Source organism: Flavobacterium sp., from assembly GCF_013823965.1.
In the GTDB taxonomy this organism is placed as follows: domain Bacteria; phylum Bacteroidota; class Bacteroidia; order Flavobacteriales; family Flavobacteriaceae; genus Flavobacterium.
The window spans coordinates 92,888-118,699 of record NZ_PNNA01000032.1 but is presented as its reverse complement, the minus strand read 5'-3'; the positions used below and the strand labels follow the sequence as shown (position 1 = coordinate 118,699).

General features: G+C 37.1%; 32 protein-coding genes and 1 tRNA gene. 29 read left to right on the top strand and 4 right to left on the bottom strand.

The genetic code is table 11. The features are described from left to right. The first annotated feature begins 40 nt into the window (after positions 1-40). From bshB1 to arsB, 13 genes are all read left to right on the top strand, one after another. A complete protein-coding gene (bshB1, locus tag C0430_RS03805; RefSeq protein WP_290865647.1) occupies positions 41-757 on the top strand; it encodes a bacillithiol biosynthesis deacetylase BshB1 in 717 nt (238 codons plus the stop codon). 62 nt (positions 758-819) lie between these two features. Next, positions 820-893, top strand: a tRNA-His gene (locus tag C0430_RS03800). 171 nt (positions 894-1,064) lie between these two features. Beyond that, positions 1,065-1,382: a winged helix-turn-helix domain-containing protein gene (locus C0430_RS03795; protein ID WP_290865645.1), complete on the top strand. Its 318-nt coding sequence runs from the start codon at positions 1,065-1,067 to the stop codon at positions 1,380-1,382. Positions 1,383-1,438: 56 nt separating this feature from the next. After that, positions 1,439-1,678, top strand: coding sequence for a thioredoxin family protein (locus C0430_RS03790; RefSeq protein ID WP_290865643.1), 240 nt, complete (start codon positions 1,439-1,441; stop codon positions 1,676-1,678). Between the two features lie 4 nt (positions 1,679-1,682). Next, positions 1,683-2,126, top strand: a complete 444-nt coding sequence (locus tag C0430_RS03785) for a rhodanese-like domain-containing protein (protein WP_290865641.1) — start codon at positions 1,683-1,685, stop codon at positions 2,124-2,126. A gap of 25 nt (positions 2,127-2,151) precedes the next feature. Next, a complete protein-coding gene (locus C0430_RS03780) occupies positions 2,152-3,126 on the top strand; it encodes a permease (RefSeq protein WP_290865639.1) in 975 nt (324 codons plus the stop codon). A 6-nt stretch (positions 3,127-3,132) separates the two neighbouring features. After that, positions 3,133-3,258, top strand: coding sequence for a hypothetical protein (locus C0430_RS03775; protein WP_290865637.1), 126 nt, complete (start codon positions 3,133-3,135; stop codon positions 3,256-3,258). A gap of 18 nt (positions 3,259-3,276) precedes the next feature. Further along, a complete protein-coding gene (locus C0430_RS03770) occupies positions 3,277-3,669 on the top strand; it encodes a nitrophenyl compound nitroreductase subunit ArsF family protein (protein ID WP_290865635.1) in 393 nt (130 codons plus the stop codon). Between the two features lies 1 nt (position 3,670). After that, positions 3,671-4,372 carry an aromatic aminobenezylarsenical efflux permease ArsG family transporter gene (locus C0430_RS03765; protein WP_290865633.1) on the top strand — a complete coding sequence of 234 codons (702 nt, stop codon included), beginning with the start codon at positions 3,671-3,673 and terminating at the stop codon, positions 4,370-4,372. Positions 4,373-4,446: 74 nt separating this feature from the next. Then, the gene (locus C0430_RS03760) at positions 4,447-4,779 is read left to right on the top strand and encodes a metalloregulator ArsR/SmtB family transcription factor (protein ID WP_290865631.1); all 333 of its coding nucleotides are present in this window, start codon (positions 4,447-4,449) and stop codon (positions 4,777-4,779) included. 16 nt (positions 4,780-4,795) lie between these two features. Next, positions 4,796-5,266 (top strand): DUF6428 family protein, encoded by a 471-nt coding sequence (locus C0430_RS03755; RefSeq protein ID WP_290865629.1) that lies wholly within the window; start codon positions 4,796-4,798, stop codon positions 5,264-5,266. Between the two features lie 26 nt (positions 5,267-5,292). Beyond that, entirely contained in the window at positions 5,293-5,925 is a 633-nt protein-coding gene (locus C0430_RS03750) for a protein-tyrosine-phosphatase (RefSeq protein WP_290865627.1), read from the top strand. A 2-nt stretch (positions 5,926-5,927) separates the two neighbouring features. Beyond that, the gene (gene arsB / locus C0430_RS03745) at positions 5,928-6,995 is read left to right on the top strand and encodes an ACR3 family arsenite efflux transporter (protein ID WP_290865625.1); all 1,068 of its coding nucleotides are present in this window, start codon (positions 5,928-5,930) and stop codon (positions 6,993-6,995) included. Positions 6,996-7,119: 124 nt separating this feature from the next. Here the strand turns inward: arsB and C0430_RS03740 are convergent, their stop codons facing one another. The 3 genes from C0430_RS03740 to C0430_RS03730 form a co-directional block, all read right to left on the bottom strand. Next, positions 7,120-8,139: a M28 family metallopeptidase gene (locus C0430_RS03740; protein ID WP_290865623.1), complete on the bottom strand. Its 1,020-nt coding sequence runs from the start codon at positions 8,137-8,139 to the stop codon at positions 7,120-7,122. 31 nt (positions 8,140-8,170) lie between these two features. Continuing rightward, on the bottom strand, positions 8,171-8,944 hold the full coding sequence (locus C0430_RS03735) for a dienelactone hydrolase family protein (RefSeq protein ID WP_290865621.1): 774 nt from the start codon (positions 8,942-8,944) through the stop codon (positions 8,171-8,173). Positions 8,945-9,037: 93 nt separating this feature from the next. Then, positions 9,038-9,490 (bottom strand): Lrp/AsnC family transcriptional regulator, encoded by a 453-nt coding sequence (locus C0430_RS03730; RefSeq protein WP_290865619.1) that lies wholly within the window; start codon positions 9,488-9,490, stop codon positions 9,038-9,040. Positions 9,491-9,637: 147 nt separating this feature from the next. On the opposite strand from C0430_RS03730, the gene rocD reads away from it, so the two are divergent. From rocD to C0430_RS03715, 3 genes are all read left to right on the top strand, one after another. Continuing rightward, positions 9,638-10,921 carry an ornithine--oxo-acid transaminase gene (rocD, locus tag C0430_RS03725; protein WP_290865617.1) on the top strand — a complete coding sequence of 428 codons (1,284 nt, stop codon included), beginning with the start codon at positions 9,638-9,640 and terminating at the stop codon, positions 10,919-10,921. 9 nt (positions 10,922-10,930) lie between these two features. After that, a complete protein-coding gene (locus tag C0430_RS03720) occupies positions 10,931-11,893 on the top strand; it encodes an arginase (protein WP_290865615.1) in 963 nt (320 codons plus the stop codon). A gap of 231 nt (positions 11,894-12,124) precedes the next feature. Then, a complete protein-coding gene (locus C0430_RS03715) occupies positions 12,125-14,407 on the top strand; it encodes a GH92 family glycosyl hydrolase (RefSeq protein WP_290865613.1) in 2,283 nt (760 codons plus the stop codon). 108 nt (positions 14,408-14,515) lie between these two features. Here the strand turns inward: C0430_RS03715 and C0430_RS03710 are convergent, their stop codons facing one another. Beyond that, the gene (locus tag C0430_RS03710) at positions 14,516-16,156 is read right to left on the bottom strand and encodes an FAD-dependent oxidoreductase (RefSeq protein WP_290865611.1); all 1,641 of its coding nucleotides are present in this window, start codon (positions 16,154-16,156) and stop codon (positions 14,516-14,518) included. A gap of 224 nt (positions 16,157-16,380) precedes the next feature. Between C0430_RS03710 and C0430_RS03705 the strand changes: the two genes are divergently transcribed. The 13 genes from C0430_RS03705 to C0430_RS03645 all read left to right on the top strand — a co-directional run bounded on the left by C0430_RS03705 (position 16,381) and on the right by C0430_RS03645 (position 25,812). Continuing rightward, entirely contained in the window at positions 16,381-17,010 is a 630-nt protein-coding gene (locus tag C0430_RS03705) for a Crp/Fnr family transcriptional regulator (protein WP_290865609.1), read from the top strand. A gap of 64 nt (positions 17,011-17,074) precedes the next feature. Continuing rightward, the gene (locus tag C0430_RS03700) at positions 17,075-17,878 is read left to right on the top strand and encodes a sulfite exporter TauE/SafE family protein (protein ID WP_290865607.1); all 804 of its coding nucleotides are present in this window, start codon (positions 17,075-17,077) and stop codon (positions 17,876-17,878) included. 79 nt (positions 17,879-17,957) lie between these two features. Continuing rightward, positions 17,958-19,382, top strand: a complete 1,425-nt coding sequence (locus C0430_RS03695) for a rhodanese-like domain-containing protein (protein WP_290865605.1) — start codon at positions 17,958-17,960, stop codon at positions 19,380-19,382. 1 nt (position 19,383) lies between these two features. Further along, on the top strand, positions 19,384-19,587 hold the full coding sequence (locus C0430_RS03690; protein WP_290865604.1) for a hypothetical protein: 204 nt from the start codon (positions 19,384-19,386) through the stop codon (positions 19,585-19,587). After that, the gene (gene trxA / locus C0430_RS03685; protein WP_290865602.1) at positions 19,584-19,886 is read left to right on the top strand and encodes a thioredoxin; all 303 of its coding nucleotides are present in this window, start codon (positions 19,584-19,586) and stop codon (positions 19,884-19,886) included. The genes C0430_RS03690 and trxA overlap by 4 nt, the downstream gene beginning before the upstream one ends. Next, positions 19,886-20,083 carry a DUF6132 family protein gene (locus C0430_RS03680; RefSeq protein WP_290865600.1) on the top strand — a complete coding sequence of 66 codons (198 nt, stop codon included), beginning with the start codon at positions 19,886-19,888 and terminating at the stop codon, positions 20,081-20,083. The genes trxA and C0430_RS03680 overlap by 1 nt, the downstream gene beginning before the upstream one ends. Before the next feature lie 26 nt (positions 20,084-20,109). Then, positions 20,110-20,319: a DUF2892 domain-containing protein gene (locus C0430_RS03675; protein WP_290865598.1), complete on the top strand. Its 210-nt coding sequence runs from the start codon at positions 20,110-20,112 to the stop codon at positions 20,317-20,319. 288 nt (positions 20,320-20,607) lie between these two features. Next, positions 20,608-21,198, top strand: coding sequence for a methyltransferase domain-containing protein (locus C0430_RS03670; protein ID WP_290865596.1), 591 nt, complete (start codon positions 20,608-20,610; stop codon positions 21,196-21,198). A gap of 88 nt (positions 21,199-21,286) precedes the next feature. Beyond that, the gene (locus C0430_RS03665) at positions 21,287-21,880 is read left to right on the top strand and encodes a TetR/AcrR family transcriptional regulator (protein ID WP_290865594.1); all 594 of its coding nucleotides are present in this window, start codon (positions 21,287-21,289) and stop codon (positions 21,878-21,880) included. After that, positions 21,877-23,121: a TolC family protein gene (locus tag C0430_RS03660; RefSeq protein WP_290865592.1), complete on the top strand. Its 1,245-nt coding sequence runs from the start codon at positions 21,877-21,879 to the stop codon at positions 23,119-23,121. Before C0430_RS03665 ends, C0430_RS03660 begins: the two co-directional genes overlap by 4 nt. A 13-nt stretch (positions 23,122-23,134) precedes the next feature. Further along, entirely contained in the window at positions 23,135-24,010 is an 876-nt protein-coding gene (locus C0430_RS03655) for an HlyD family efflux transporter periplasmic adaptor subunit (RefSeq protein ID WP_290865590.1), read from the top strand. 17 nt (positions 24,011-24,027) lie between these two features. After that, positions 24,028-24,924 carry an ABC transporter ATP-binding protein gene (locus C0430_RS03650; protein WP_290865588.1) on the top strand — a complete coding sequence of 299 codons (897 nt, stop codon included), beginning with the start codon at positions 24,028-24,030 and terminating at the stop codon, positions 24,922-24,924. Positions 24,925-25,077: 153 nt separating this feature from the next. Further along, positions 25,078-25,812 carry an ABC transporter ATP-binding protein gene (locus C0430_RS03645; RefSeq protein WP_290865586.1) on the top strand — a complete coding sequence of 245 codons (735 nt, stop codon included), beginning with the start codon at positions 25,078-25,080 and terminating at the stop codon, positions 25,810-25,812.

The following is a 25,812-nucleotide window of genomic DNA, read 5'->3' as shown; positions in this document are numbered from 1 at the left end:
GTGTTTATCCGTGTACCAATTAATATTAACAAAAAAAGAAATGAAACTAGACATATTAGCATTCGGAGCGCATCCAGACGATGTGGAATTAGGTTGCGGCGGAACGCTGGCCAAAGAAATCTCTTTTGGAAAAAAAGCAGGAATCATCGATTTGACCCGTGGCGAACTCGGAACACGTGGTTCTGTAGAAATTAGGAATCAAGAATCGGCTGAGGCAGCAAAAATATTGGGCATTTTGGCTAGGGAAAACCTTGACATGCGCGACGGTTTTTTTGTCAATGACGAAGCACACCAATTGAAAATCATTGAAATGATTCGGAAATACCAACCCGAAATCGTGATTTGCAATGCTATTGACGACCGTCATATCGACCATGCAAAAGGCAGTAAACTGGTTTCAGATGCTTGTTTTCTTTCTGGTTTAATAAAGATTAAAACGGAACACAAAGGTATAAAACAAGCCGCTTGGCGCCCCAAATTAGTGTATCATTACATCCAATGGAAAAATATAACACCGGATTTTGTAGTAGATATTACGGGCTATAATGACAAAAGGATAGCCGCAATTTTAGCCTACAGTTCCCAGTTTTACAATCCAGATTCGGACGAACCGGAAACGCCGATTGCTTCAAAAAATTTCTTGGAAAGCCTCAATTACCGCGCACAAGATTTCGGAAGACTGATTGGAACGGATTATGCCGAAGGATTTACCGTTGAAAGATATTTGGGAGTCAATAGTTTAGGAGATTTAATATAATTTTTTTATTTTTTTGTTTGCAAAAGCAAACTTTAATGCTATATTTGCACTCGTTAAAAATGGTGGTTGTAGCTCAGCTGGTTAGAGTATTGGTTTGTGGTGCCGAGGGTCGCCGGTTCGAACCCGGTCAGCCACCCAGAACGCAAAAGCTTCGAAGAAATTCGAAGCTTTTTTTGTGGGATAAAGTTTCGTCCGCAATAAACTGTTACTAAAATATTAAAACCACCAAATTAGAATAACTCCAAATAACCAAAAAAGTTACCTATTTGATTTGTAATTAATTTTGTTGTTCGTAATTTTACGAATAATGCAAGAAACCAAAATGGGAAAGACTAAAAAAGATTACTTTACAGACCATCAAACAGATTTAGCAAGATATGCAAAAGCATTAGGGCATCCTGTAAGAATTGCCATTTTGCAATTGCTTAATTCTCAATCTTGTTGTTTTCACGGCGATATGGCAGAGGAATTACCTATTGCAAAATCAACATTATCACAACATTTGAACGAACTCAAAGATGCTGGTTTAATTCAGGGAACTATTACACCTCCTACTGTAAAGTATTGTATTAATCGTAAGAATTGGCTAATAGCAAAAACATTAATGAACGGCTTATTAAAGTAAAAAAATTAATTGCAATATTCGCATTTTTACGAATACCGACAACTAAATAACATATTATGAGTAAAACAATTAAAGTATTGGGACCTGGCTGTCCAAAATGCAAAACTACATTTTACAATGCACAAGAAGCTGTAAAACAATTAGGAATTGAAGCCGAACTAATCAAGATAGAAGACATCGAAGAAATGATGCGCTACAACGTGCTGACAACGCCCGTTTTGATGATTGATGATGTGGTAAAAGTAAAAGGTAGAATTGCCCAAATAGACGAAATTAAAGATTTTTTAAAACAATAATACAATGGAAAAACAAGTAAGAGTAACAGAAATTTGCCCAACCAAAACACAAGCTTTAATCAAAAACGGAGCATTATTAGTCGATGTTCGCGAAAAAGACGAAGTAGCACAACTAGCTTATGACGTGCCCAATATCATCAATATTCCTTTAAGCGTTTTTGAGGAACATTACACCGAAATTCCCAAAGATAGAGAAGTAGTTATGGTTTGTAAATCAGGTGGAAGAAGTTTGAGAGTCGCAGGATTTATGGTATATCACGGTTACGACAATGTAATCAATATGAAACACGGTCTAATTCGTTGGGCGCAAAAAGGATTTCCAACAATTGGCGACACTTCCTCGGTTTTGGAAAATACCACAGCTTCAACTTGTTGCGATTCACATTCATCTGACAGTAAAAAATCGTGTTGCCACGACGAACCAAAAACGGAAGGAAGCTGTTGTTAAAATAATTTTTTAATGCAAAAAAGCTATGTTCGACTGGCTTCAACAATTCGCCGATTGGCTGATTTACTCCGCTTTTGCAATTGAACAACATACCAAATTAGGAGACGCTTTAAATTTCTTCGTATTTGATACCTTGAAAATTGCGTTATTACTTTTTGTAATCACGACCGTAATGGGAATTGTCAATTCTTATTTCCCGGTGGAAAAAGTACGTAATTTTTTGAGTCGCAATAAACTCTACGGCTTGGAATACCTGTTCGCTTCCACTTTTGGAGTTATTACGCCGTTTTGTTCTTGCTCGTCTGTTCCATTATTTATTGGTTTTGTCAAAGGCGGAATTCCACTTGGAATTACATTTACGTATCTCATTACGGCTCCATTGGTCAACGAAGTGGCAATTGCCATATTTTTAGGGGCATTTGGATTTAAAATTACGGCCATTTATGTTGGAACCGGAATCGTTTTGGGAATCATTGGCGGTTTTACACTCGGAAAATTAAAGTTGGAAAAACAGCTGTCGCCTTGGGTGCAAAACATCATTGCCAACTCTCAAACCGAAGAAGAACTCGAAGAAGAAAAACTAACATTGACAGAACGATTCCCCGGTATTATAAAAGAAGCTTACGATATTGTTAAAGGAGTTTCACCTTACATCATCATTGGAATCGCCATTGGTGGCTTAATGCACGGATTTCTTCCGACGGGCTTTTTTGAAGCCTATATCAGTAAAGAAAACCCTTTTGCAGTGCCAATTGCCGTGATTTTGGGAATTCCAATGTATAGCAATGCGGCGGGAGTCATTCCCGTGATACAAGTTTTAGTTGCCAAAGGTGTTCCGCTGGGAACGGCAATCGCTTTTATGATGGGGGTTATTGGCATGTCATTACCCGAAGCGATGCTTTTGAAAAAAGTAATGAATTGGAAATTAATTGCTATTTATTTTGGAACTATTGGCTTCTTCATGATTTTATCCGGTTACTTTTTTAATCTCATTTTATAAATTACTATGGAAAAAATAATTTTTGCAGTGGTATTGTTACATATCGTGGCTGGCTTTGGATGGGTACTTTATAAACTTCAATTCCAGAAAAAAAAATCAGAAGATGATGCCAAAAATAAAGATATTCAATAAACATAAAATAAAAAACTAATGAAAAAAACTGTCTTATTATCCATTTTCGCAACGCTACTGTTGCTATTTGTTTCCAATGATGGTAATGCGCAAACCAAAACAACCACCACCGTTCAAGTGATTCAGTTTCACTCGGAACACCGCTGTATGACCTGTAACAAAATAGAAGAATTAGCAAGGGTTGCTTTGAAAAAATACCCAACCATTCCGTTTTCGTTGGTCAATGCCGACGATAAAAAGAACGAAAAATTATGTACCCAATTTCAGGCCTACGGAAGTTCCTTGTTTTTGTACAACACCAAAACCAAAAAGATCAAGAATTTAACCGAAATGGCTTTTATGAATGCCGGCGACCAAGATAAATTCATCAAGGAATTCAATAAAAATATGGATGCTTTCCTAAAATCCTGATATGGAATGGTTAAATGAGTTGGCTCAAAACAATGAAATTCCTTTATTGGCAGCCTTGGCTTTGGGATTGTTGACCGCGATTGCACCTTGTCCGTTGGCTACCAATATCACAGCAACGGCATTTATCGCCAAAACCATCAACAGCCGAAAGAAAGTATTGTTGAGCGGTTTACTGTATACTTTGGGCAGAATGTTTTCTTATACAATAATTGGTTCCATCATTTATTTTGGCGCCAACACATTCCAAATAGCCAAACTTTTTCAAGGAAACGGCGAAAAATATATAGGTTTTGTTTTGGTTATTCTGGGCTTGATAATGCTGGACATCATCAAACTCAATTTTATAAAAGGAGGGAACTGGATTGACCAACTTTCGGATAAATTCAAAACTAAGGGGTTGTTGGGCGCTTTTCTTTTGGGTGCTTTGTTTGCTTTGGCTTTTTGTCCTTACAGTGGTGCCTTGTTTTTCGGAATGCTGGTTCCAATGACTCTTAAGTCAGGATTGGTAATGCCTGTACTGTTTTCTATTGGCACGGGATTACCCGTAATTCTTTTCGCATTCGTGATTGCTTTTAGTATGGAAAAGCTGGGAATCTATTTCAAAGCGATAACCAAAATCGAAAAAATAATGCGAATATTAGCGGGAGTTACCTTTACCGTAACAGGTTTGTATTACATTAATATTTACTTCAAACTATTTTAGATAATTGATAAGTTCAAAAAATAATTTTGTCTTTACAAATATATATCGTAATATTGCAATATAAAAATATAACGATGGGAGCATCCAAAACAGAACAATTTACAGACCAACAAAATGAATTGGCGATTCTTGCCAAAGCATTGGGACATCCGGCACGAATCGCCATAATTGAATACTTGCTAAAAGTAGATACTTGCATTTGCGGCGATATAGTAAACGAATTGCCTTTGGCCCAGCCAACGGTTTCGCAGCATTTGAAGGAGCTGAAAAATGCAGGTTTAATCAAGGGAAACTTCGAAGGTGCATCTATTTGTTACTGCATCGACGAACTGGGATTCGAAAAAATAAAAGGCTTTTTCCAAGAAGTTACCAATCATTTGGAAAAAAATAAAAATCAATGTTGTTAATTTAAATTCAATACAAATGAAACTATCTCAAGCAAAAAACATTTTGAAGTCAGTAGAAGCAGTAAATTTCCTTTTGCCTGACGGTACTTCGGTGCCGGAACATTTTCACGTGACCGAAGTGGGATTGATTACCAAAAACTTCATCGATTGTGGCGGAACGGTTCGCAAGGAAACCGTGGTGAATTTCCAGTTATGGGATGCCAACGATTTCGAACACCGTTTGAAACCCCAAAAATTACTCAACATCATCGAATTATCCGAAAAGGTTTTGGGTATCGAGGATTTTGAAATAGAAGTGGAATACCAAGCACAAACCATTGGTAAATACGATTTGGATTCCAACGGAAACGACTTTGTTTTACTAGACAAACAAACCGCTTGTTTGGCTCAAGACCAATGTGGCATTCCTGCTGAAAAACAAAAAGTAAGATTATCGGATATTAAAATTGAACAAAGCTGCTGCACTCCAGGCGGAAGCTGTTGCTAATTTTTAAATGAATAAAACTAATATAAATGACATCAACCAAAAACATCCTTTTCCCAGAAATTGAAAAAGTTATCAATACTTTAAACTTCGAAAGTATTTCCGATGAACGAAAAATCGTTTTGCAACCGCTTGTTGATTTTATCCAAGGTAAAGCCAGCAAAAATCAAGAAATTCGTTTGAACTTGATTTGCACGCACAATTCCAGAAGAAGTCATTTGTCGCAAGTTTGGGCGCAAACAGCAGCAGCTCATTACAATATTAAAAACGTATTTTGCTATTCGGGTGGAACCGAAGCTACGGCAATGTTCCCGATGGCTGCCAAAACATTGGCAAAACAAGGCTTTCAAATCAAGACCATTGCCGAAGGAAACAATCCTGTTTATGCGATAAAATATTCGGAAAATGCGCATCCAGTAATTTGTTTTTCGAAAACTTTTGACGACGATTTCAATCCACAAAGCGAGTTTGCAGCTATTCTGACTTGTTCCTCAGCCGACCAAGGTTGTCCGTTTATTGCTGGAGCGGAAAAACGTATTCCAATGACTTTTGAAGACCCAAAAGCTTTTGATAACACGTCTGAACAAGCCGAAAAATATGAGGAAAGAAGTGTGCAAATTGCCACCGAAATGTTTTATGTATTCTCCCAAATAAAAAAATAAATATGTCAGCAAATCATTGTGCACCAGTTGTGGAAAGAAAGAAATTGAGCTTTCTCGACAATTACCTTACCCTTTGGATTTTCTTGGCGATGGCTTTGGGAGTTTTGATTGGTTATTTCATTCCTTCGAGTGGGAATTTCATCAATTCCTTTTCAAATGGAACCACCAATATTCCGTTGGCAATTGGCTTGATATTAATGATGTATCCGCCTTTGGCTAAAGTAAAATACGAACAAATGGGAGAGGTGTTCAAAAACACCAAAGTCCTTGGAGCATCCCTGTTCTTGAACTGGGTTGTCGGACCAATTTTGATGTTTTTCTTGGCATTGTTGTTACTAAACGGCTATCCCGAATACATGATTGGCGTCATCCTGATTGGTTTGGCACGTTGTATTGCGATGGTCGTAGTTTGGAATGATTTAGCCGATGGAAACCGAGAATATGCGGCAGGTTTAATCGCCTTGAACAGTATTTTTCAAGTGTTGTTGTACAGCGTTTATGCCTATGTTTTCATTACAATTTTGCCACCTTACTTTGGTTATACCGGCTTTGAAGTCAACATCAGCATTGGTCAAATTGCCGAAAGCGTGGGTATTTATCTAGGGATTCCTTTTGTAATGGGAATTGTCAGTAGGTATGCGTTAATCGCACTTAAAGGTTCAGAATGGTTTGAAACAAAATACGTTCCTTTTATTTCTCCAATAACACTGATTTCATTACTTTTTACGATTGTTTTGATGTTCAGCCTGAAAGGAGAATTGATTGTTCAAATTCCTTTTGATGTGTTGCGAATAGCGCTTCCTTTGGTAATCTATTTTACCATAATGTTCATCATAAGTTTCTTGATCGGGAAGTATTTTGGTGCCGATTATTCGAAAGCTACGGCTATCGCTTTTACCGCAACAGGCAACAACTTTGAATTGGCCATTGCTGTAGCCATTGGTGTTTTTGGTATCAATAGTGGTCAGGCTTTTGCAGGTGTCATTGGGCCTTTGGTAGAAGTTCCGGCTTTGATAGCTTTGGTAAATGTTGCCTTTTGGTTCAGAAAAAAATACTTCTTGAATCAATAAAACTAAATACTATCATATAAAAATAACCGCAGATTCTCGGATTTAAAAAATGATTTAAAAATCTGCGAATCTGCGGTAAAAAAATTATGTAATTTCCTGACCAAATTTATTCTTCTTTTAACAATCAATTCCCGCTTTTGTCCACCACGGGACGATTTTCCCTGTTGGCCAATTCCCAAGCAATGGCAAAGGCGAATTGGGTTCTTTTGGCTAAAACATCAAACTCGATTTTATCAACTTCGTCCGTGGCTTTGTGGTAATCAGCATGCACTCCGCTAAAAAGAAAAACCGAGGGAATCCCGTTTTTGGCAAAATTATAATGATCGGAACGGTAATAGAAACGGTTGGGATCGTTTCTGTCATTGTATTTGTAATCCAAAAACAGTTTAGAATAGTTTGTATTGGCAGCTTCGCAAATGTTGTGCAAATCGCTCGAAAGATAATCGGACCCAATGAGATAAACATAATTGCTGGAATCATTATGGAATTGGTCGTGACGACCAATCATGTCGATATTGATGTCAGCAACGGTATTGGCCAACGGAAACAAGGGATTTTGGGAATAATAACTGGACCCCAATAATCCGTGTTCTTCGCCGGTTACATGAAGAAACAAGATGGAACGTTTCGGGCCATTGCCTTCTTTTTTTGCGGTTTCAAATGCTTGGGCAATTTCCAGCAAAGCCACGGTTCCAGAGCCATCATCATCGGCTCCATTGTACACTTCACCGTTTATTACACCAATGTGATCGTAATGAGCCGAAATCACGACAATCTCGTCTGGTTTTTCGGAACCTTCGATAAAAGCCCAGATATTTTCGGAATCGGACAAATTATCATTGCGAATGGCATTCAGGAAGGAAGCCGGAATTCTTTGGTAATAATCCGTTGCTCCTTTTGGAAAAGGAACCGTGTTTGTTTTATATTGGTTTATGAGATAATCTCCCGCTTTTTTTTGTCCGGAAGAACCCGTTTGACGGCCTTCCATTTCATCGGAAGCGATTACAAGAAGATGCTTTTTTAAATCTACAGCAGTGATGGTATTGATGTATTCGGCAGGATCAACACGGTTCACTTTGCCTACTTGACTGGAGCAACTTATGCTCAAGAGAAATAGCGTACTTATAAGAATTATTTTTTTCATCTAAAATATTGATTTTGATTAATACAAAAGGCTATTTTTTCAGCACTTCATTCAAGAAAAGTTTCAAGTGTTCCCAAGAACGTTTTGCTGCTTTTTCGTTGTAAGCTGCACCTTTCGAATTATCGTTTCCAGATTCAGGATTGGTAAAAGAATGTACCGCATTGGCATAATAAATCATCTGCCAGTCGGCTTTTGTGTCGCGCATTTCCTGTTGGAAAGCCGTGATTTCTTCCTTGGATTCGTATGGGTCATCCGCTCCATGGCAAACCAAAACCTTGGCAGAAATTGGCTCTGTTGGTCTTGTTGCCGCTTTGCCCAATCCTCCGTGGAAAGAAACGACACCTTTTACGTTCAAATGTCCTCGAGCCACTTCTAACGCTCCAGTTCCTCCAAAACAATAACCGATAACGACTATGTTTTCCGGATTTGCACCCGAGCGAATCAACTGTTCCAATGCCAAGGCAATTCGTTTTTGGTAATCCTTGAAATTAGTTTTGTAGAAACCGGCATTTTGTCCTGCTTCTTTATAGTCTTTTGGGTAATTTCCTTCGCCATAAATATCTGCAATAAATGCATAATAGCCCAATTTTGCCAAGTTCTCGGCGGTATCTTTGGACAATTTATCGATTCCCATCCAAGCAGGAAGTATCAAAATTCCGGGTTTTTGCAGGTTTTTTTTCGAAGGTTGAATTTCAAAACCGTTTAAAACTTGAGTTCCGTCCTTGTATTTCACGGGTTTTAATTGGGCAAACGAAACGCTTGCATACGATAAAATGGCTAAAAAGAAATAGTTGATATTTTTCATGACGATATTGTTTCTGACAAATATCTGAAATAAAAAAGAATAGTTGTTTATAAACAGTTGTTAATTAGATGATTTTTACAAAGAGGACAATGTTTACAAAGTAACATTGCGTTTAAAGGCACAACCCAATTCCATAATGGAATCGGTTTTTGAAATACCGGGAATATTGTCAATTTTTTCATAAAGCACCTTCCGCATGTGCTCATGATCTCGGGCTATGATTTTGATGTAAAGCGTGTATAAGCCTGATATATAATAACATTCCGTGATTTCTGGAATTTTTTTCAATTCTTCAATTATTCGAGACGAATCTTGGTCTTTATTCAAGGTAATTCCCGTGAAAGCGCCCCAATCGTACCCAATTTTTTTTTCGTTCAATACTGGTTTTATTCCAAGAAGAATACCATGTTCCATCAACCGATTGACGCGTTGGTGTACCATAGTGTTTGAAATTTTCAAATTGGCGGCAATTGTCGAATAGGCCATTCGTCCGTCTTTTTCTAATTCCTTGATGATAAATATATCAAATTTGTCCAGTTTTTCCATACAATTTTAAATTAAATTGACTTAAATTTTATAATATAAATTAAATATGACTTATTTGACTCAAATGTAAGTCAAAATTATTATTTTAAATTGCTAAATAAAAAATAATATTAATTTTGTAATCAAATATCTTAAAAACATTGGATTATGGAACAAATACATCAAACACTTTCTTCAAAAGCATCAGCAATGATAGCAAAAGAAAATAAATACGGAGCTCACAATTACCATCCGTTGCCCGTGGTTTTAAAAAGGGGAGAAGGTGTTTTTGTTTGGGATATGGACGACAAAAAATATTTTGATTTCCTATCGGCTTATTCTGCCGTGAACCAAGGACATTGTCATCCAAAAATTGTGAATGCAATGATCAAACAAGCGCAAACATTGACCTTGACATCGCGTGCCTTTTATAACGACCAATTGGGAAATTTTGAAGAATATGTAACCAAATATTTTGGTTTTGACAAAGTGTTGCCAATGAACACAGGTGCCGAAGCGGTAGAAACGGCTCTTAAATTATGCCGAAAATGGGCTTATGAAGTAAAGGGTATTCCTGAAAACCAAGCGCAAATCATCGTTTGCGAAAACAATTTTCATGGAAGAACCACAACCATTATTTCGTTTTCCAATGATGAAAGTGCTCGTAAAAGTTTTGGTCCTTTCACCGCCGGATTTATAAAAATTCCTTATGATGATATCGATGCTTTGGAAAATGTATTGAAATCAACACCAAATATCGCTGGATTCTTGGTAGAACCTATTCAAGGTGAAGCCGGAGTTTACGTGCCTGCCGACGGATATTTGGCGAAAGCCAAAGCACTTTGCGAAAAATACAATGCTTTGTTTATCGCTGATGAAGTGCAAACAGGTATTGCCAGAACCGGAAGATTGCTCGCAACTTGCGGGAATTGCTCATGTGAAAATGGATGCGAAAATAAACCGGAAGTAAAACCTGATATTCTTATTTTGGGAAAAGCGATTTCGGGTGGCGTTTATCCAGTTTCGGCGGTTTTGACAAATGACGAAATTATGAACGTAATCAAACCGGGACAACACGGTTCCACTTTCGGTGGAAATCCAATTGCAGCGGCCGTAGCCATCGCCGCGCTTGAGGTCGTAAAAGAAGAAAATCTCGCCGCCAATGCCGAAAAACTGGGGATAATTTTGAGAAAAGGATTGAACGATATTGCTTCAAGAAACTCAATCATTAAATTAGTTCGAGGTAAAGGATTGTTAAATGCCATTGTTATCAACAGTGACGAAGAATCGGATTTAGCTTGGGATATTTGCATGAAATTCAGTGAAAACGGACTATTGGCAAAACCAACGCATGGCAACAAAATTCGTTTTGCACCACCATTGGTGATAACCGAAAGTCAAATTCAGGAATGTCTTGCCATTATAGAAAAATCGCTAAATGATTTCAAATAACAGCCTCATATGGAAGCCATAATTAAATTGATAAAGAATCGGTCTGACATTGGCGCAGGAACAAGAGGGTCGGATATGGGAGTTGATGCCATTGAAATTGCGGCCATCAACCAGAATAGCGCTTATTTTAACCAGTTTCCGTTTGAAGACGTAAAAACGCACAACGAGTCGATTTATGACAAAAACCGAAGCACGTTTGCCAAGAGAATTGAACACGTTGTAGAACAATGCACGAGAGTTTGCGCCACGGTCAAGAAAAATTTGGAAGCTAATTTCTTTCCCATTGTTTTGTCGGGTGACCATTCTTCAGCTTTGGGAACGATAAGTGCGATAAAATCCGTTTATCCCAAGCAAACATTGGGAGTCATTTGGATTGATGCCCATGCCGATTTGCATTCGCCTTACACTTCGCCATCAGGAAATATTCACGGAATGCCTTTGTCTGCCGCGATTGCCGATGACAATTTGAGTTGCCAGATCAACGAATTGGCTCCAGAAACCCAACATTATTGGGAAGAATTGAAAAATATTGGTTGCAAAGGAGCAAAAGTATTGCCCCAAAACATTGTATATTTTGGCCTTCGCGATACGGAAGAAGCTGAAGAAAAGCAAATAGAAAAATATAAAATCCGGAATTACAAAGTAGCCGAAATCCGGTATCGCGGCCTCAAAACTTGCGTGAAAGAAGCATTGGACAAACTCTCCCATTGCGACATTTTGTATCTTTCATTTGATGTGGATTCGATGGATTGCGATTTGATATCTTATGGAACGGGAACGCCGGTTCCAAGAGGGTTTGACCAATATGAAATTATCGCCATTATGGATCAAATTATCGAAACCAAAAAAGTGGTTTGTATTGAATTTGTGGAGATAAACCCGCTTTTGGACAACAAGGGAAACAAAATGGCCGAGACGGCTTTCGAGGTTTTGGAACATATTACCGCCACGGTTATGTTGCCAAGAGAATAGTTTTTGTTTTAAGTTGTAGTAAAAAACAACAATAAGTTTCCTTAAATTGATTTATGAGTATTTATTTCATGATTATTCCAGAGAATAAGTCATTGGAATAAAAATTACTTGTCCAATTGTAAAAATAGTTGTTACATTTATGAAAAAATTATCCCTGAATAGTTGTCCTATTTTATTCTAAAAACTATTTTTACCAAACGGCGTTTAAGCAACCATTCAATATTTTTCCAAATGAAATACTTCTTATTTGTTATTCTTTTACTCCATTTTAATTGTGTTAATGCACAGCAAAATTTAATTAAATATGTAAAACCCATCATTGGTTCCGAAAAAATGGGACATACTTATCCCGGTGCAACGGTGCCGTTTGGAGCAGTGCAATTGAGTCCGGAAACGGATACTTTATCCTATGAATTGAACGGGAAATACAATGGCGATGTATATAAATATTGTGCAGGTTATAAATATGAAGACAAAACTATTGTAGGCTTCAGTCACACCCATTTTAGTGGAACGGGACATTCAGACCTTGGTGATTTTTTGGTTATGCCAACGCAAGGAAAACTGCAATTGAATCCCGGAACTACTTCAAATTCAAAAAGCGGTTATCGTTCTGCATTCTCTCATTCTAACGAAATTTCCGAAGCTGGTTATTATAAAGTAAAACTAGATGATGATGCCATTATCGCCGAAATGACGGCAAGTACCAGAGTTGGAATGCATCAATATACCTTTCCAAAATCGGAGGAAAGTCATATTATTCTTGATTTGATGGCCGGTATTTATAATTATGAAGAAAAAAACGTTTGGACTTACGTGCGAGTGGTTAACGACACCTTGATTACGGGCTATCGCCAAACAAATGGCTGGGCACGAACTCGAACCGTGTATTTTGCTATGTCGTTTTCAAAACCATTTATCAGTTATGGCCAGAAAAATTATGATACCAAACAAGCGTATCGTGGATTTTGGAGGAAATTTGATCAATCGAAAAACTTTCCGGAAATAGCAGGAAAAAGGATTCGAATGTATTTTGATTTTAAAACCGAGGAGTCTGAAAAAATCAAAATAAAATTGGCGTTGTCATCTGTAAGCCAAGAAAATGCTTTGGAAAATATGCAATCCGAAATTAGGGATTGGGATTTTGAAAAAGTAAAAACCAATGCTCAAAAATTATGGAATACAGAACTGAACAAAATTAAAATCGAAGCTTCGGAAGACACCAAGGTAAATTTTTATACCGCCATGTATCACACTTTCATCAATCCGACCGTTTATACCGACGTGAATGGAGAATACAAAGGCTTGGATCAAGACATTCATTTAGCCAATGGTTTTACCAATTACAGCACGTTTTCTTTGTGGGATACTTATCGGGCGCTGCATCCTTTTTTTAACATCATTCAGCCTTCCCGAAATAACGATATGGTAAAATCGATGATGGCTCATTACCATCAAAGTGCCTTGCACATGTTGCCCATTTGGTCGCATTATTCCAATGATAATTGGTGTATGAGCGGTTATCACAGCGTTTCGGTCATTGCAGATGCCATTCTCAAAGGCGTTTATGATGGCGACCCAAACGAAGCCTTGAATGCTTGTGTAGCAACAGCAAAACATCGAAATTATGAAGGAATTGGTTCTTATATGGATTTAGGTTTTATACCTGATGAAGAAAATGGAACTTCCGTTTCCAATACTTTAGAATACGCCTACGATGATTGGTGCATTGCGCAATTGGCCAAAAAATTAAACAGGCAAGACGTTTATGAAGAGTTTATTAAACGATCCACAAATTGGCAAAATAATTTTAACGACACTACAAGATTCATGCAACCCAAATTGGCAAATGGAACTTTTAAAACCAATTTTGATGCTTTGTCGACGCACGGTCAAGGATTTATTGAAGGAAATAGTTGGAATTACAGTTTTTTTGTTCCCCATAATCCAACCGAATTGATTGCCAAAATGGGCGGAACAACAGCATTTTCATCCCGTTTAGACACCTTGTTTTCGATGCATTTGCCTGATTCCTTTTTTGCAGAAACAGAAGACATCACCAGAGAAGGAATTATTGGCGGTTATGTTCACGGAAATGAGCCTGCGCACCATGTGGCTTATTTTTACAATTGGACAAATCAACCTTGGAAAACACAATTTCAGGTTCGAAAAATAATGCAAATGCAATACAAACCAACAGCTGATGGTTTGGGAGGAAATGACGATTGCGGACAAATGAGTGCTTGGTATATTTTTTCTTCCTTGGGATTTTATCCGGTTGCACCAGGTTCAAACGAATATGCCATTGGATCGCCATTGGTAAACAATGCGGTGTTGACTTTAGAAAATGGAAAAACATTTACAATAGACGTAATTAATCAAAAAGACAAAAATGTTTACGTTCAAAAAATCCTGCTAAACGGAAAACCTTTGCCAACTTTGTTTATAAACCACGATAACATTACGGATGGAAGTAAATTGACATTTTATATGGGGTCAAAACCAAAAAAATGAGGATATTTTTCGGTTTTATGAACGATAATTGATTTCTGCATTATACAGCACAAAAAAGCCCATCAAAATATTTGATGGGCTTTTTTGTAGGTTTGGGACAGTTTAAATTTAACTATTCACGGGTTTCCAAAGTCCGTAACCGCCATTCAAATTCACGGAATAGATGTTGTTGTTTCTCAAAATTCGTTGAGCCAAATAACCTCTTAAACCAATCTGGCAGTAAATCACATATTTTTTATTCTTGTCAAAGAAATCCAGATTTTCTCTCAAAGTATCCACATCCATGTTTATGGCATTTGGAATCGCGCCGTTTTCGAATTCTTTTTTGGTTCTCACATCAATCAGAATGGCATTTTCGGTCGAAAGATACTCGACTAATTGGTCGTAATTGACGAATCGTACATCGTCGTTCAACATATTTTCGGCAACGTAACCTAGAATGTTTACGGGGTCTTTGGCGGAATTATAAGGTGGAGCATAAGCCACTTCAATTTCTTGCAAATCATGAATTGTCAAATTTCCTTTTATGGCCGTTGCAATTACGTCAATTCTTTTGTCGACTCCTTCTTGTCCCAAGGCTTGTGCGCCATAAATGGTTCCATCTTCTCCAAAATTCATTTTCAAGACAATATTCGTGGCTCCAGGATAATAACTGGCGTGATTGGCTCTGGTAACCGTTACGGTTCGATACGGAATATTGTAGCGTTTCAATAGTTTTTCGTTAAGTCCAGTGGCACCAACGGTCAAGTCAAAGAATTTTATAATCGAAGTTCCCAAAGTTCCTTTATTCGATATTTTATTTCCTCTAGTGATATTATCGGCCACAATTCTACCTTGACGATTGGCTGGCCAAGCAAGCGGAATCAACACTTTTGCCTGATTGATGAAATGTGCAACTTCAACTGCATCGCCCACTGCATAAATATTGGGGTCAGAAGTTTGCATAAACTCGTTTACGGCAATTCCGCCGGTGACGCCCAACTCCAGTCCAGCTGATTTTGCCAAAGCGTTTTCGGGTTTTACTCCAATGGCAAACACAACTGCATCAGCCAAAATAGTGCCGCCGTTATTTAGTTTTAATTCGATTTCATTGTTTTTGTCTTCAAAAGCTTCAACGCCCGTGTTTACGAGAATATTTAGATTTTTGGCAACAGCGTGATGTTGTACCATTTTGGCAAATTCATAATCCACTGGAGCCATCACTTGGTTTCCCAACTCGATAACAGTGACATTGAGTCCTTTTTCAACCAGATTTTCAGCTACTTCCAAGCCAATGAAACCACCGCCGACAACGGCAATATTTTTCAAATTTTTAGTCTTGGCAATGATTCTGTCCATATCGGCAACATTTCGAAGCGTCATTATTTTGTTGGAATCAATCCCGGGAATGTTGGGTCTGAAGGGTTCTGCGCCTGGAGACAATAATAATGTATCGTAAGTTTCGATGTAAATTTCATTCGTAATCACGTTTCTAACTTCGACCGTTTTTTCTTTATTGTTTATTTTTAAAACTTCATTAAAAATGCGCACATCCAAGTTGAATCTTGTTTTTAAAGATGTGGGTGTGTTCAACAATAATTTGGAGCGTTCCACGATTACACCGCCAATATGATAGGGCAGGCCACAGTTTGCAAAACTAACATGTTCTCCTTTTTCAAAAATGATAATTTCATTTTCTTCGCTCAATCTTCTTAATCTTGCTGCTGCAGTTGCGCCACCGGCAACTCCACCTATAATAAGTATTTTCATGTTTAGAGTATTTCTTGTATTTAATTATGGTACAAATTTGAGAAAACACAACGTAAAAGTTTGTAGCTTTTGTTACATAAAATCAAATGTTTGAACTAAAAAATGTGTGTTGCCAAAATGCGGTACATATACATTGCAAAAACTTCGACAAACTGTTTTACATATTTATGTTTAAAGTTAATTTTTTTTAGCGAAATTTACGACTTATTAAAGAATTAACAGCAATGAAAGAACTAATCAAGCAAACTTACGGTTATATATTTGAAGATAAATTGATTGATGAAATAGCCGAATCTTCTTTGCTGAGGGATTTCAAAGAAGGCGACATCCTGATCGATTTTGGTGATTCCATAAGGAAAATGCCGTTGTTGATTTCTGGAGCCATCAAGATATTGCGAGAAGATTTTGACGAAGGCGAATTACTGTTGTATTTTATAGAAAAAGGCGACACTTGTGCCATGACGATGGCTTGCTGTTTAGGCGAAACCAAAAGCGAAATTCGAGCTGTGGCCGAAACCAAAGGAACTGTCGTAATGATTCCCATAATCAAAATGGAAGAATGGTTGGGTAAATACAAAAGCTGGAGAAACTTTGTTTTTAACAGTTACAACAATCGTTTAAAAGAAATGCTGTCCGCCATTGACAATCTTGCTTTTATGAATATGGACGAACGATTGTTAAACTATCTCAACGAGAAAGTAAAAATTAATAATACCAATGAAATTCACAACACCCATCAAGAAATTGCGTATGACTTGCATACTTCGAGAGTCGTGATTTCCCGCTTGTTGAAAGCATTGGAAAACAATGGGAAAATTAAACTCAACAGGTCTTCGATAGTATTGTTGAAATGAGGTAACATTTGTTACAGAAATGGGATGAAAATACCCTTATTTTTGTAATCAAAAATTTTTATAAATGGAAATATCTCAAATAATTGGTTATGTTCTGGCGGTTTTTGTAGGTATGACACTCGGAATGTTGGGAAGTGGCGGCTCCATACTTTCCGTGCCTATTTTGGTGTATGTCATGAGCATAGAACCAACATTGGCGACGGCCTATTCTTTATTTGTGATTGGCACAACTTCATTCGTTGGCGGAATTCACAAGGCCAAACAAAAATTAGTTGATTTCAATAAGGTATTTTTGTTTGGAATTCCAGCGGTAATTTCGGTTTTTGTCACGCGAAAAATTCTTGTTCCCAGGATACCCGATATTATTTTTTCGACAGAAAATTTCACTTTGAGCAAGTCCATCTTAATTATGGTGGTTTTTGCCTTCGTGATGATTTTTGCATCAATTCAAATGATAAAACCTTTGAAAGAGAGAATTGTTCATGAGGGTGAAAAACTCAATTATTATAAAATTATTTTTCTGGGAATTTTTATTGGACTACTTTCAGGATTTGTTGGAGCAGGAGGTGGTTTTTTGATAGTTCCCACTTTGTTGTTCTTTGCAAAAACGCCCATGAAAATGGCTGTTGGTACCTCTCTTTTTATCGTTTCACTACAATCATTGATTGGATTTATGGGCGATATTATGGGAAATCAAATCATTGACTGGATGTTATTATTTTTCTTTACTTTAGCATCAATAGTTGGGATTTTTATTGGAAATTTCATCTCCAAAAAAGTAGAAGACGAAAAACTCAAAAACAGTTTTGGGTGGTTTGTGCTCGGAATGGGAATTTATATCATTATTAGGGAACTTTTTTGGTCATAATAATTTCCTAAAATCTAACTCAAAATACGGTCTTGTTTAAAAAAATAAATAAATTTACATTATAAATACACTTTGAAACATGAAAATAGAACAAATTTATACGGGTTGTTTAGCGCAAGGTGCATATTATATTGAAAGTAATGGAGAAGTTGCCATTATAGATCCATTGCGAGAAGTGCAGCCTTACATTGATAAAGCCACTAACGCAAAAGCTAAAATCAAATATATTTTTGAAACCCATTTCCACGCTGATTTTGTAAGTGGACATGTCACGTTAGCCGAGAAAACGGGTGCTCCAATCATATATGGTCCTACGGCAGAGCCAAAATTTAAAGCACATATTGCCACTGATGGCGAAGTTTTTCAATTGGGAGAAATTACGATAACCGTTTTACATACGCCGGGACACACCTTGGAAAGTTCCTGTTATCTTTTGAAAGACAAAGATGGAAAGGATTATGCACTTTTTAGTGGTGACACCTTATTTTTAGGCGATGTTGGTCGTCCTGATTTAGCCCAAAAAGTGGCTAACATGACCAAGGAACAACTAGCCGGAATTTTATTCGATAGTTTGCGAAACAAGGTAATGACCTTGGCCGATGACGTGATTGTTTATCCAGCGCATGGTGCAGGAAGTGCTTGTGGCAAGAATTTGAGCAAGGAAACAATAGGTTCCATTGGGGAACAAAAGCAGATCAATTATGCGCTTCGTGCCAACATGACCAAAGACGAATTCATCAAGGAAGTTACGGATGGATTGTTGCCTCCGCCAGTATATTTTCCGTTGAACGTAAAACTCAATAAAGAGGGTTATGAAAATGTGGAAGACATTATCAGGGACGCTGTAGCTTATGATGCCGAGACTTTTGAAATGGTTGCCAATGAAATCGACACCGTAATTCTGGACGTTCGTCATCAAGATGATTATGCAAAAGGACATATTCCAAAATCTATTTTCATAGGTATCGATGGCGATTTTGCTCCTTGGGTTGGTGCTTTAATTCCAGACATCAAGCAACCTTTACTATTAATAACGCCATTGGGCAGGGAAGAGGAAAGTATAATTCGTTTGGCAAGAGTGGGTTACGACAATACCTTGGGGTATCTAAAAGGTGGATTTGACACTTGGAAAAATGAAGGATTGGAATACGACACTGTCAGTTCCGTTTCGGCTCCAATGCTGGAAGAAATATTGGAAGAGGCAGAAGAGGAGAAAGAAAAAGTAATCATTTTTGATGTTAGAAAAGACGGTGAATATTCTGCTGAACATATAGCTGACGTCCCATCAACACCATTGGATAATATTAACGACCATTTAGCCGAATTCCCAAAAGAAGAAGAATTCTATTTGCATTGTGCCGGTGGCTATCGTTCCATGATTGCGGCTTCCATATTAAAAGCAAGAGGGTATCACAACGTAATTAACGTGGCAGGCGGATTTGCAGCCATCAAAAAAACATCCATAAAAACGACAAATTATGTTTGTCCGTCAACATTGAAATAGAATGAAACAAATACTTTTTACAAATTGGCACGCCATGCGTTGGGTTAGATTGGCATTTGCCTTGTTTTTGTTCGTTCAAGCTTACACTACCCATGAATGGTTTTTTATTGCTTTCGGTTTATTTTTTTTATTTCAAGCGATTTTTAATTTAGGCTGTGGGCCAAATGGTTGCGCCATTCCCAACAATAAATATTCTAAAAAATGAGCAATAGTTTCGAAAATATTATCCAATCGGAAAAACCGGTTTTGATTGATTTTTTTGCCACTTGGTGTGGTCCTTGCAAGATGCTGGCTCCCGTTTTAAAAGAGGTAAAAGACAGTTTGGGAGAACGCATTACCATACTAAAAATCGATGTGGATAAAAACCAGCAGTTATCATCAAAATACCAAGTTCGCGGTGTTCCAACAATGATTTTGTTTCAAAATGGAAAACAGTTATGGAGACAATCCGGTGTTTTGACCAAAGATGAAATCATAAAAACCATTGTTGAAAAAAGCAACTAATGAGCAAGAAAGCAATTATTATCACGGCAACAGGAATTATAATTGGTGCCATCGCAGGCTATCTTTACTACTATTATGTAGGCTGTGTTACAGGAACTTGTGCCATAACCTCAAAACCTTTAAACAGCACTTTGTATGGAGCATTAATGGGAGGTTTACTATTTAACATGTTCGTGAAATCACCAAAAAAACTTTAATAATTAACCAACAAAATTCGAAAATCATGAAAAAAAACATGGGTTCAACAGACAAAATTATTCGTATTCTATTTGCTCTTGTAGTTGCCGTTTTGTTTTACACCAAAACAGTTGAAGGCACATTGGCATTAGTTTTAGGTATTTTGGCAACAGTAATGGTAGCAACCAGTTTTATCAGTTTTTGTCCTTTGTATTTGCCTTTTGGACTTTCTACACGAAAAAAAAAGAATAAATGATTGAAAAGTCTCTAAATAAAGACCTTATTTTAAGAGAACGATTGGCTATGCAAAGAACAATTTTGGCAATCAATCGACTTTTTTGGCATTTCTGCGAACTTCGATGTATTTTTTATAGCAGCTTTAAGTTTGGAAGGTTTGTTAAAAGTAGAACTCAGTTTTGCCATTGAATTTTTTTTTTCACCAGTTCGTTCGTCCTTTTTTTAATTGGCGTGTTCAACTATTTCAAGCACAAGAAAATGATTTTAGAAAACGAAAAACACGTTGGCGATTATAAAATGGAATATTATGAATAGTGAAAAAATATTGGATCAAGAATATTGGGACAAACAATACATATCCAATGCAACTGGTTGGGATTTAGGCCAAGTTTCTCCACCAATAAAAAAATATGTGGACAATTTAAAGGACAAGCACATCAACATTTTGATTCCAGGTTGCGGCAATACTTATGAAGCAGAATATCTATTGGAACAAGGCTTTACCAATGTTACCGTGATAGATATAGCACCAACATTAGTAAAAAATCTCCAAAAAAAATTCAAAGACAACACCAATATAAGCATTGTTTTAGGTGATTTCTTTGAGCATCAAGGAAGTTATGATTTGATTATTGAGCAAACTTTTTTCTGTGCCTTGCCACCCTTAATACGTGAAGAATATGTGTCGAAAATGTACCAACTTTTGACAGAAAAAGGAAAATTAGTTGGATTGTTGTTCAATAAAATTTTTGATTCTGGACCTCCTTTTGGTGGAACCCAAATCGAATATGAGCAATTATTTAAAGATTATTTCGACTTTAAAATTATGGAGAATTGCCACAATTCAATTGCGCCAAGAGCCAATTCTGAATTGTTTATCGAATTTCAAAAAAAATAATTTCCTATGAATTAAAGTATTTCATCACGGAATACTTTTTTTATTTACCTTTGTTAACCAAATGGTTAAACCACATAGTTAAATCACGATGACAACTGAAGAAAAAATATTCAATGCTGCTCGAATTGTATTCCAAAAGAAAGGATTCGCAGGAGCCAGAATGCAGGAAATAGCAGATGAAGCAGGTATCAACAAAGCAATGCTACATTATTGTTTCAAGAACAAACAATTACTTTTTGAAGCCGTTTTCATGAATGCATTCAGTCAATTGGCACCACAAATCAAAGAAATCTTCACATCTGGAGAAAGTGTTTTTGATAAAATCAAGAAATTCACGCACAGCTACATTTCATTTGTAATTCATAATCCCTATTTACCGCAATTTATAATCCAGGAAATGAACAACAATCCAGCGTTTGTCATGTCCTTTTTAAACAATGAAAACAGACCCAATCCCACCTTGCTGATTACTCAAATCGAAAAAGAAATCGCCGACGGAATCATTAAACCCGTCAATCCAAAACAGCTTTTGATGGATGTTTTTTCGATGACCGTTTTTCCTTTTGCCGCACAGATATTGGCCAAAGGAATGTTGCAAATTTCGGATGCAGAATTCAATCAAATGATGGAAGAACGAAAAACCAGCATTGCCGAACAAATTATAAATTCCATAAAAAGATGAAACGAATATTAATCATATCCTTTTTATTGGCTGCATTTTTTTCCAATGCACAGCAATCATTGACCTTGGAAGAGTGTTATGCTTTGGCCAATAAAAATTATCCCATAGCCAAACAAATTGGATTGTTGCAGCAAAAATCTGATTACGAAGTAGATGCATTGCAAACCGGCAAACTTCCCAAAATAGATTTGGTTGCCCAAGGAAGCTACCAAAATCAAGTGACCATGATTCCAAATCCAGTTCTCGAACCGTTAAACAAAGACCAATATCGAGCTAATTTTGATGTCAACCAACTCATTTATAATGGCGGATTGATTGATGCCAACACCAAGCTGAAAGAGGCGCAAACCAAAACCCAACAACAACAAGTTGAAGTCAATTTATACCAAATCAAGACCAGAATCAACCAGTTGTATTTCTCAATTTTACTATTGCAGGAGCGAAAAGAAATCCTGATTTACAAACAAGAACAATTGGTTTCCAAAATAAAAGAAGTCAATGCTGGAATCAAATTTGGAGCCATTCTTCCTGCTTCCGAAAAAGTATTGGAAGCCGAGAATTTGAAAATAAAACAACAACTTTCTGAAATTCATTTCGATCAAAAACGCTTGTTCGAAAATCTTTCGTCCTTGACTTATACGACGATTCCTGAAACCAGTGTTTTGCAAAAACCAACAATAATCACGGAAGAAAACACGGCAAAAAATCGGCCGGAATTGAAATATTTCGAATTGCAAAACCAGCAAATTGAAGCTTCGAAAATGGTTATCTCTAAAAATAATTTACCAAAAATAAATGCTTTCGGGATTGCTGGTTATGGAAATCCCGGATTGAATATGGTCGATAATTCGTATCAACCCATTTTTATGGTGGGATTGAGAGCCAATTGGAATGTTTTTGATTGGAACAAATCCAAAGCCGAAAAAGACGCATTGACGGTTTCAGCCGATATTGTCGCCACTGAAAAAGAAACTTTTTTACTCAACAATTCCTTGCAATTGCAGGAAATGGAGAACGAAATAAAAAAAACAGAAGAAATCATCAAAACCGATACAGCAATTATTGGTTTAAGAGAATATGTCGAAAAATCGGCCAATTCTCAATTGAAAAACGGTGTGATAACCACTTCCGAATATTTGGTGGAATTCACGAATTTATTTGAAGCGCGAACCAATCAAAAGTTACACGAAATTCAATTGGCTTTGGCCAAGGCAAATTATCAAGTTATTAAAGGAAACTAAAAATAGAAGAAACATGAAAAAAATAATCCCAATCTTAATGCTTGCAAGCCTAATCTCCTGCACCAAAAACAACGACAAAGCCGATGGTTACGGGAATTTTGAAGCAACAGAAATTACCATTTCGGCGGAAGCAAACGGGAAAATCGAATATTTAAAACTTGAAGAAGGCGATATTTTGGAACCCAATAACCAAGTTGGTTTGATCAACACAACCCAATTGCATTTCAACAAACAACAATTATTGGCTTCAAAAAGTACCGTTTATTCCAAATCGGCCAATGTTCTGTCGCAAATTAAAGTGTTGCAGGAACAACTGAAAACGGCACAAATCGAGAAAAAAAGAATCCAAAACATGTTTGCCGAAAATGCCGCAACCAAACGTCAAGTGGATGAAATTGACGGAAAAGTAAGCGTCATTCAAGAGCAAATAAAAAGCGTGCAAACCCAAAATGCGCCCATCGTCAACGAAGCAAAATCCATCGATTTCCAGATTGAAAAAATTAACGACCAAATCGAGAAAAGCAAAATCATCAACCCAATGAAAGGAACAGTTTTAGCCAAATATGCAGAGCCAAACGAAGTAACCGCTTTCGGGAAACCCATCTACAAAATAGCCGATATTTCAGAAATGACGCTTCGGGTTTATGTGAGCGAAACCCAATTATCAAACATAAAAATGGGTCAAAAAGTAACCGTAAAAATAGATGCCGAAAAAGAAATGAAATCCTTTCCCGGAACCATTTCTTGGATTGCCTCTTCGGCAGAATTCACTCCGAAAATTGTCCAAACCAAGGAAGAAAGGGTAAATTTGGTTTATGCCGTAAAAGTGAAAGTAAAAAATGATGGCAGTTTAAAAACAGGAATGCCTGCCGAAATGTGGATTAAATAGAGATTAGAAAAAAAAATATGAGTATAACCGTCCAAAACATCTCCAAATCCTACAACAAAATCAAAGCTGTTGAAGCCATTTCTTTTGATGTAAAAGAAGGGGAGCTGTTTGGATTGATTGGACCGGATGGAGCAGGAAAGACAACCATTTTTAGGATTTTGACCACGCTTTTATTGGCCAATGAAGGCTCGGCAACCGTTGCCGGTTTTGATGTGGTAAAAGATTACAAATCTATTAGAAATTCTGTAGGGTATATGCCTGGAAAATTTTCTTTGTACCAAGATTTATCCGTGGAGGAAAACTTGTCTTTTTTCGCCACCATTTTTGGAACAACAATTGAAGAAAATTACGATTTGATCAAGGATATTTACATTCAAATTGAACCATTCAAAACCAGAAGAGCAGGAGCACTTTCGGGTGGGATGAAGCAAAAATTGGCCTTGTGTTGCGCCTTGATTCACAAGCCCAAAGTCTTGTTTCTGGACGAACCCACCACGGGAGTCGATCCGGTTTCGCGCAAAGAATTTTGGGAAATGCTCAAGCGATTGCAGCAAAAAGGCATCACGATTTTGGTTTCCACGCCTTATATGGACGAGGCTGCGCTCTGCGAACGAATTGCGCTCATCCAAAAAGGAAATATCCTGAAAATTGATTCTCCCGAAAATATCATCAAAAATTATGACAAAATAATTTATGATGTCCGAACCAACAATATGCACCAATTAATTTTGGATTTGAAAAATTATCCGAATCAATACAGTGTTTTTGCTTTTGGGGAATTCATTCATTATATCGATAAAAATGCCGATTTTAATCCAAAAGATTTGGAAATCTATCTGGAAAAAAAGCAGCATTCCGAAATAGAAATCAGCGTTTCAAAACCAACAATTGAGGACGTTTTTATGGACTTGTAAATAATTACGAATTAGAAATTAGGAATTACGAATACAAAATAAATTTGTGAAATTCTGTGCAATTTGTGGTTAAAAAACAACAGAAATCCGTTTAATCCGTGTAATCTGTGGCCAAAAAAATTTGTGCTAATTAGTGAAATTAGTGGCTAAAAAATGAAGAAAGAAAAAATCATAGCAGTTCAAAATTTGACCAAGCAATTTGGCAGCTTCACGGCGGTCAATAGCATTTCTTTTGATGTCTATAAAGGAGAAATTTTTGGATTTCTCGGAGCCAATGGTGCCGGAAAAACCACAGCGATGAAAATGCTTATCGGGATATCAAAACCTTCGTCTGGAGTAGCTTTGGTTGCGGGATTTGACGTAAAAAATAATACTGAACTGGTTAAGAGAAGCATTGGTTACATGAGCCAAAAATTTTCAATGTACGATGATTTAACCATCAAAGAAAATATCACATTTTTTGGTGGAATTTATGGATTGAGCAGGGTTCAAATCAAGGAAAAGACGGCGCAATTAATTCAAGAACTGGAACTGGATGAAGTGGCAGATAAACTCGTAGGCTCACTGCCATTGGGATGGAAACAAAAATTATCCTTTTCGGTAGCCTTGTTGCACGAACCTAAAATCGTGTTTTTGGATGAGCCAACCGGAGGTGTTGACCCGATTACCCGAAGACAATTTTGGGAAATGATTTATGCCGAAGCCAACAAGGGAACCACTATTTTTGTGACCACGCATTATATGGACGAAGCCGAATATTGTGACAGGGTTTCCATAATGGTCGAAGGAGTGATTGAAGCGTTAGATACTCCCAAAAACCTGAAAAACAAGTATAATGTAGCTTCAATGAATGATGTTTTCTTGAAATTGGCTAGAAATGTGGAATAA

Bases quoted from the DNA above. Each gene is read 5' to 3' on its own strand.
- bshB1 (WP_290865647.1), top strand. From the start codon at position 41: ATGAAACTAGACATATTAGCATTCGGAGCGCATCCAGACGATGTGGAA.
- C0430_RS03795 (WP_290865645.1), top strand. From the start codon at position 1,065: ATGCAAGAAACCAAAATGGGAAAGACTAAAAAAGATTACTTTACAGAC.
- C0430_RS03790 (WP_290865643.1), top strand. From the start codon at position 1,439: ATGAGTAAAACAATTAAAGTATTGGGACCTGGCTGTCCAAAATGCAAA.
- C0430_RS03785 (WP_290865641.1), top strand. From the start codon at position 1,683: ATGGAAAAACAAGTAAGAGTAACAGAAATTTGCCCAACCAAAACACAA.
- C0430_RS03780 (WP_290865639.1), top strand. From the start codon at position 2,152: ATGTTCGACTGGCTTCAACAATTCGCCGATTGGCTGATTTACTCCGCT.
- C0430_RS03775 (WP_290865637.1), top strand. From the start codon at position 3,133: ATGGAAAAAATAATTTTTGCAGTGGTATTGTTACATATCGTGGCTGGC.
- C0430_RS03770 (WP_290865635.1), top strand. From the start codon at position 3,277: ATGAAAAAAACTGTCTTATTATCCATTTTCGCAACGCTACTGTTGCTA.
- C0430_RS03765 (WP_290865633.1), top strand. From the start codon at position 3,671: ATGGAATGGTTAAATGAGTTGGCTCAAAACAATGAAATTCCTTTATTG.
- C0430_RS03760 (WP_290865631.1), top strand. From the start codon at position 4,447: ATGGGAGCATCCAAAACAGAACAATTTACAGACCAACAAAATGAATTG.
- C0430_RS03755 (WP_290865629.1), top strand. From the start codon at position 4,796: ATGAAACTATCTCAAGCAAAAAACATTTTGAAGTCAGTAGAAGCAGTA.
- C0430_RS03750 (WP_290865627.1), top strand. From the start codon at position 5,293: ATGACATCAACCAAAAACATCCTTTTCCCAGAAATTGAAAAAGTTATC.
- arsB (WP_290865625.1), top strand. From the start codon at position 5,928: ATGTCAGCAAATCATTGTGCACCAGTTGTGGAAAGAAAGAAATTGAGC.
- C0430_RS03740 (WP_290865623.1), bottom strand. From the start codon at position 8,139: ATGAAAAAAATAATTCTTATAAGTACGCTATTTCTCTTGAGCATAAGT.
- C0430_RS03735 (WP_290865621.1), bottom strand. From the start codon at position 8,944: ATGAAAAATATCAACTATTTCTTTTTAGCCATTTTATCGTATGCAAGC.
- C0430_RS03730 (WP_290865619.1), bottom strand. From the start codon at position 9,490: ATGGAAAAACTGGACAAATTTGATATATTTATCATCAAGGAATTAGAA.
- rocD (WP_290865617.1), top strand. From the start codon at position 9,638: ATGGAACAAATACATCAAACACTTTCTTCAAAAGCATCAGCAATGATA.
- C0430_RS03720 (WP_290865615.1), top strand. From the start codon at position 10,931: ATGGAAGCCATAATTAAATTGATAAAGAATCGGTCTGACATTGGCGCA.
- C0430_RS03715 (WP_290865613.1), top strand. From the start codon at position 12,125: ATGAAATACTTCTTATTTGTTATTCTTTTACTCCATTTTAATTGTGTT.
- C0430_RS03710 (WP_290865611.1), bottom strand. From the start codon at position 16,156: ATGAAAATACTTATTATAGGTGGAGTTGCCGGTGGCGCAACTGCAGCA.
- C0430_RS03705 (WP_290865609.1), top strand. From the start codon at position 16,381: ATGAAAGAACTAATCAAGCAAACTTACGGTTATATATTTGAAGATAAA.
- C0430_RS03700 (WP_290865607.1), top strand. From the start codon at position 17,075: ATGGAAATATCTCAAATAATTGGTTATGTTCTGGCGGTTTTTGTAGGT.
- C0430_RS03695 (WP_290865605.1), top strand. From the start codon at position 17,958: ATGAAAATAGAACAAATTTATACGGGTTGTTTAGCGCAAGGTGCATAT.
- C0430_RS03690 (WP_290865604.1), top strand. From the start codon at position 19,384: ATGAAACAAATACTTTTTACAAATTGGCACGCCATGCGTTGGGTTAGA.
- trxA (WP_290865602.1), top strand. From the start codon at position 19,584: ATGAGCAATAGTTTCGAAAATATTATCCAATCGGAAAAACCGGTTTTG.
- C0430_RS03680 (WP_290865600.1), top strand. From the start codon at position 19,886: ATGAGCAAGAAAGCAATTATTATCACGGCAACAGGAATTATAATTGGT.
- C0430_RS03675 (WP_290865598.1), top strand. From the start codon at position 20,110: ATGAAAAAAAACATGGGTTCAACAGACAAAATTATTCGTATTCTATTT.
- C0430_RS03670 (WP_290865596.1), top strand. From the start codon at position 20,608: ATGAATAGTGAAAAAATATTGGATCAAGAATATTGGGACAAACAATAC.
- C0430_RS03665 (WP_290865594.1), top strand. From the start codon at position 21,287: ATGACAACTGAAGAAAAAATATTCAATGCTGCTCGAATTGTATTCCAA.
- C0430_RS03660 (WP_290865592.1), top strand. From the start codon at position 21,877: ATGAAACGAATATTAATCATATCCTTTTTATTGGCTGCATTTTTTTCC.
- C0430_RS03655 (WP_290865590.1), top strand. From the start codon at position 23,135: ATGAAAAAAATAATCCCAATCTTAATGCTTGCAAGCCTAATCTCCTGC.
- C0430_RS03650 (WP_290865588.1), top strand. From the start codon at position 24,028: ATGAGTATAACCGTCCAAAACATCTCCAAATCCTACAACAAAATCAAA.
- C0430_RS03645 (WP_290865586.1), top strand. From the start codon at position 25,078: ATGAAGAAAGAAAAAATCATAGCAGTTCAAAATTTGACCAAGCAATTT.